Here is a 5,799-nt window from a genome sequence, read left to right as displayed (position 1 = left end):
TACCAATTTGGGATAGCCCAATTGATATTTTCATCTAATTTGTCAACAATCTGAAGCATGCCTTCTAGGCATGCTCGTTTTATTCTAGTTCAAATGCTCCAGTATATAACTGATAATACTGACCCTTCTGTTTAATTAAGTCATCATGAGACCCACGTTCAATAATATGACCATGATCTAATACCATGATTACATCAGAATTCTGTACAGTAGACAATCTATGTGCAATAACAAATACAGTACGTCCTTTCATTAAAGCATCCATACCCTTTTGTACAATCGCTTCTGTACGTGTATCAATAGATGATGTTGCTTCATCCATGATCATAACAGGTGGATCTGCCACCGCAGCTCTTGCAATCGCAATTAGCTGTCTTTGACCTTGTGATAAACTTGCCCCATTACCAGTCAACATTGTGTTATAACCATCTGGTAGACGAGTAATGAAATCATCAGCACCAGCAAGCTTTGCGGCTTCAATACATTGTTCATCAGTCGCTTCTAAATAACCATAACGGATATTATCCATAACTGTACCAGTAAAGAGGTTTGTATCCTGCAAGATAATACCAAGTGATCTTCTTAAATCAGGCTTTTTGATCTTATTGATGTTGATACCATCATATCTGATCTTACCATCTTCAATATCATAGAATCTATTAATTAAGTTGGTAATAGTTGTCTTACCAGCACCAGTGGCCCCTACAAAGGCAACCTTCTGCCCAGGCTTTGCATATAATGTGATGTTATGAAGAATCATCTTATTAGGATTATAAGCGAAATCTACATCATGCATTTCTACATCGCCTTCAAGTCTTGTATAAGTCACAGTACCATCTTCATGTGGATGTTTCCATGCCCACATTTCAGTACGTTCAGTTGTTTCTACTAATTCACCATTTTCTTCTTTAGCATTCACTAAAGTAACATAGCCTTCATCAAATTCAGGTTCTTCATCTAATAATCCAAAGATACGGCTTGCCCCTGCAAGACCCATAACAACAGAGTTGATCTGCTGAGAAATCTGACCAATCTGGCCAGTGAACTGCTTAGTCATATTTAAGAATGGAACAACGATAGAAATATTAAGTGCCATACCAGATAAAGATACATTTGGTGTCTTTAGATAAAGAAGAACACCTCCTGTTAAGGCAATTAATACATAAAGAATATTACCCATGTTATTCAGAACAGGCATCAAGATATTCGCAAATGTATTGGCTTTTCTAGATGCTTCAAACCAGGCATTGTTTACTTTATCAAACCCTGCGATTGCATCTTCTTCATGATTGAATACTTTAATAACCTTCTGTCCATTCATCATTTCTTCAATATAACCTTCAGTTGCACCAAGTGTCTGCTGCTGTTTAATAAAGAATCTTGAACTCTTAGAACCAAAATTCTTAGTAATAAAGAACATAATAACACAGCCAATTAATACAACCCCAGTCAACCAAAAACTATAGTAGATCATGATGCAAAATACTGTTAGAAGTACAATAGAAGTCTGCATCAATGCAGGTAATGACTGAGAAATAAGCTGTCTTAATGTATCAGTATCATTTGTATAAATAGACATGATATCACCATGTGCATTTGTATCAAAATAACGGATTGGAAGACTTTCCATTCTTGCAAACATCTTTTCTCTGAATTTCATTAATGAACCCTGAGTGACTACAGCCATTAAACGGTTGTATGTAAATGAAGCAATTAATGAAAGAATATAAAGAATAAGTAATACAGTTACAAATGATAATACTTCAGGCTTAGCATGTAGCCAGTCTTTTGTACGCCAGTATTTTTCAATAACAGCAATGATATTCTGCATAAAAACAGATGGAATAGAGCTGACAACAGAATTAAATAGAATTAATACAATAATAACAGGTAGAAGAACAGGATAGAATTCAAAGAGTGTTTTAATGAGACGTGTAAATGTGTTCTTCTTATTACCACGATTATTTTTCATCCTGTTCACCTCCCTTGTTTTGTGAATAGTATACTTCCTGATAAATTGGATTTGATGCAAGAAGTTCATCATGAGTACCGATTGCTTCAATAGAACCATTATTCATGATAATGATCTGATCTGCATCCTGTACACTTGAAACTCTTTGTGCAATGATGATTTTCGTAGTTTCAGGAATAAACTTCTTAAATCCTGCTCTAATAATAGCATCTGTTTTAGTATCTACAGCACTTGTAGAGTCATCAAGAATTAAGATTTTTGGTTTCTTAAGTAATGCACGTGCAATACATAATCTCTGTTTCTGACCACCAGAAACGTTAGTACCACCCTGTTCAATATGTGTATCATATTTATCTGGGAACTGTTCAATAAATTCATCAGCACATGCAAGATGACATGCTTCTTCTATTTCTTCGTCTGTGGCATCTTTATTACCCCAGCGTAAGTTATCTTTAATAGAGCCAGAGAATAAAACATTCTTCTGTAATACAACAGAAACTGCATCTCTTAAAGTGACTAAGTCATAATCTCTTACATCTACACCAGCCACTTTCACTTCACCTTCAGTCACATCATATAGACGTGAAATAAGGTTAACAAGTGATGTTTTAGAAGAACCAGTACCTCCTAAAATACCAATAGTCTGTCCTGATTTAATGTGTAGATTAATATTTTCAAGAGCATAACGATCAGCACGCTTAGAATATTTAAATGATACATTATCAAAATCAATAGAACCATCATTTACTTCATAAATAGGTTTCTCTGGATTTGAAATTGTACGCTGTTCTTCTAATACAGCAACAATACGTTCACATGATTCAATAGAGATAGTCACCATTACAAAGATCATTGATAACATCATCAAGCTCATAAGAATCTGGAAACTATAAGTAAGTAATGAAGACAACTGTCCAACCTGAATAATAGCTCCACCAAAATTAACAACCAAATAAGAACCAAAAGTAAGTACGAAGATCATTACAACATAAAGACAGAACTGCATCATTGGGTTATTTAATGCAAGAATCTTTTCAGCTCTTGTGAAATCACCACAAACATCTTCTGCAGCTTCATTGAATTTCTTCTTTTCAAAGTCTTCACGTACAAATGATTTTACAACTCTAATACCGTTGATATTTTCCTGTACTGAATTATTTAAGTTATCGTATTTCTTAAATACTTTTCTAAATAAAGGCATTGTCTTCTTAATAACAAGTCCTAAACCAATACCAAGTACCGGAATAGTAAATAAGAAGATCAACGCAAGTCGACCACCCATAATAAATCCCATGACCAATGAGAAGATCAACATAAGTGGAGCACGTACAACTGTACGAATAATCATCATATAAGCCATCTGAACGTTAGTGACATCAGTTGTCATACGAGTTACAAGTGAAGATGCACTAAAACGGTCAATGTTTTCAAATGAGAAGTTCTGAACTGCAACAAACAAGTCTTTACGTAAGTTCTTACCAAAACCAGCTGAAGCATTAGCTGCTTTAATACCTGCAAGAGCCCCAAATAGGAGTGAGAAACAGGCCATGATAATAAGTATCACACCATATTTCATAATAACAGAGAGATCACAACCATTCTGCATTCTATTGACTAAATTTGCGACCATTAATGGAATAATACATTCTACTAATGCTTCAAAAGCCACAAGAACAGGTGTCAAAATTGAATCTCTCTTGTATTCACGAATACTTTTCTTAAGCACACGAATTATATTCATATTATTTCCCCTTTCATTCATTTTCTAGATTTGAATAGACCTTTTTCAGAAGTTCAGCTAAAGTATCCATTTCTTCCTGTGTTAATCCCTTCATCATGAGACGATTGGATTCAGCCATATTCTTTTTTGCCTGTGCACAATGGCTTTCACCTTTTTGTGTTAAACAGGCAACTTTAATTCGCTTATCCTTAGAATCATCACAACAATGAATAAGATTCTTCTCCTGAAGTCTTCCTAGAAGTCCCGCAGTTGTTGATTGAGCTACATGTAAGTCTTTCTCAATCTCCTTAAAGGTCATTCTCTGATCAGGTGCGTCCTGTAATTTCAATAAAACATGGGACTGCATTAAAGTTAATCCTTCTTTTCTTAAAGAATTATTCGCACGCTTCTTTAAACAGTCATTAATATGCTTAATATAGCTTACTACTTCACTTTCTCTCATCAGTTTACCTCCTTCTGCGCATTAGAATGATAGTACACTTTCAATCCAATGTCAATAGTATGCTATTAAATATTAAATTATAAAAAAAGAAGGACTTAGTCCTTCTTCTCAGCCTTGGATTCACAATAATAACATCTATAGATACGTTTCTCTCTATTTGCAAGATAGAACACCTGATCTAAATCTCTTTCTACAGATGTAATACATCTTGGGTTCTTACATTTAGCCACATTAATGATTTTTTCAGGAAGCTGTAATTTCTTCTTTTCTACTGTTTCACCATTCTTAATAATAGAAACAGTAATATTAGGATCAATATAACCTAATACATCTAAATCAACATCAAAATCGTTATCAATCTTGATGATGTCTTTCTTACCCATCTTATTAGAACGGCAATTCATGATGATTGCAACCTGACAATCTAACTTACCTAGATCAAGAGCATCATATACTTCTTTTGCTTTACCAGCTGCAATATGGTCAATCACAATACCATTTTTAATACTGTCTATTCTCATAATCTTTCCACCTCATTCTGTAATCCTAATAAGCTTAAGATCAATGCCATACGGATAAAACGTCCATTATGAGCCTGTCTGAAATAAGCAGCTCTTGGATCTGCATCGACTTCAGTCTTGATTTCATTGACACGTGGAAGTGGATGCATAATAATCATATCTTTCTTTGCAGCCTGTAATTTTTCTTCATCTAAGATATAAGTATCTCTTAAACGGATATAATCCTGTTCATTGAAGAAACGTTCCTGCTGTACTCTTGTCATATAAAGAATATCTAATTCTGGCATGACTTCTTCCATGCTACGTACTTCTTTATATTCAATACCCATTGGATCAAGAATGTCTTCTTTTAAATATTCAGGAAGTTTTAATTCATCTGGAGAGATAAATACAAACTTAGTACCTTGATTACGTGACATCGCTTTTAATAATGAATGAACTGTACGTCCAAACTTCAAGTCACCACAGAAACCTACTGTAAGGTTCTTTAAAGTGCCTTTTTCTCTCTGAATAGTTAATAAGTCAGTTAATGTCTGAGTAGGGTGATTATGTCCTCCATCACCTGCATTAATTAAAGGTACAGTGCATGTTGATGAAGCCACAACTGGAGCACCTTCCTTTGGATGACGCATTGCGATAATATCACAATAGCCACTAACTACATGAATTGTATCTGATACTGTTTCTCCCTTAGAAGCACTAGATACGTTTGCAGTTGGGAATCCTAATACCTTTCCTCCAAGTGATAACATAGCACTTTCAAAAGATAGTCTTGTACGTGTACTAGGTTCGAAGAATAGTGTTGCAAGAATCTTATGTGCACATACGTCCTGATAACGTGTACGGTCTTTGATGATATCGTTTGCGAGTGCGATTAAATCATCAATTTCTTCAACAGATAAGTCCATTGGATCAATAATGAATTTTTTCATGGTGAGCTCCTTCTTTATAAACTTGTTTTAATTCCTATCTATTATATCACAGCGCCTCTATTTAAACAGTTTTTTCTAATAAAAACGTTTAATTGATATATTAACTATATTATTATGATATAGGTAAGGAGAAAGATTATGACTGAATAAGAAAAAATGTTGAAAGAAATGTTGTATAATGCCAACAACGA

General features: G+C 34.3%; 5 protein-coding genes. All 5 read right to left on the bottom strand.

Features of this window, described 5'->3' with window-relative positions; genetic code table 11:
- Positions 1-79: 79 nt before the first annotated feature.
- The 5 genes from ACT8VG_RS06585 to pyrB all read right to left on the bottom strand — a co-directional run bounded on the left by ACT8VG_RS06585 (position 80) and on the right by pyrB (position 5,608).
- Positions 80-1,972, bottom strand: a complete 1,893-nt coding sequence (locus ACT8VG_RS06585) for an ABC transporter ATP-binding protein (RefSeq protein WP_288705465.1) — start codon at positions 1,970-1,972, stop codon at positions 80-82.
- Positions 1,962-3,713: an ABC transporter ATP-binding protein gene (locus ACT8VG_RS06580; protein WP_444195448.1), complete on the bottom strand. Its 1,752-nt coding sequence runs from the start codon at positions 3,711-3,713 to the stop codon at positions 1,962-1,964. The genes ACT8VG_RS06585 and ACT8VG_RS06580 overlap by 11 nt, the downstream gene beginning before the upstream one ends.
- A 13-nt stretch (positions 3,714-3,726) precedes the next feature.
- The gene (locus ACT8VG_RS06575; RefSeq protein ID WP_187011544.1) at positions 3,727-4,155 is read right to left on the bottom strand and encodes a MarR family winged helix-turn-helix transcriptional regulator; all 429 of its coding nucleotides are present in this window, start codon (positions 4,153-4,155) and stop codon (positions 3,727-3,729) included.
- Positions 4,156-4,250: 95 nt separating this feature from the next.
- A complete protein-coding gene (locus ACT8VG_RS06570; protein ID WP_055234217.1) occupies positions 4,251-4,676 on the bottom strand; it encodes an aspartate carbamoyltransferase regulatory subunit in 426 nt (141 codons plus the stop codon).
- Positions 4,673-5,608, bottom strand: a complete 936-nt coding sequence (gene pyrB / locus ACT8VG_RS06565; protein ID WP_444195447.1) for an aspartate carbamoyltransferase — start codon at positions 5,606-5,608, stop codon at positions 4,673-4,675. The genes ACT8VG_RS06570 and pyrB overlap by 4 nt, the downstream gene beginning before the upstream one ends.
- Positions 5,609-5,799 lie beyond the last annotated feature (191 nt).

The sequence above is a fragment of the Catenibacterium sp. genome (assembly GCF_052354645.1).
GTDB classification, from domain to species: domain Bacteria; phylum Bacillota_I; class Bacilli_A; order Erysipelotrichales; family Coprobacillaceae; genus Catenibacterium; species Catenibacterium mitsuoka_A.
Note: the sequence above shows the minus strand (reverse complement) of the source record. Positions and strands in the feature narration are given on the sequence as shown.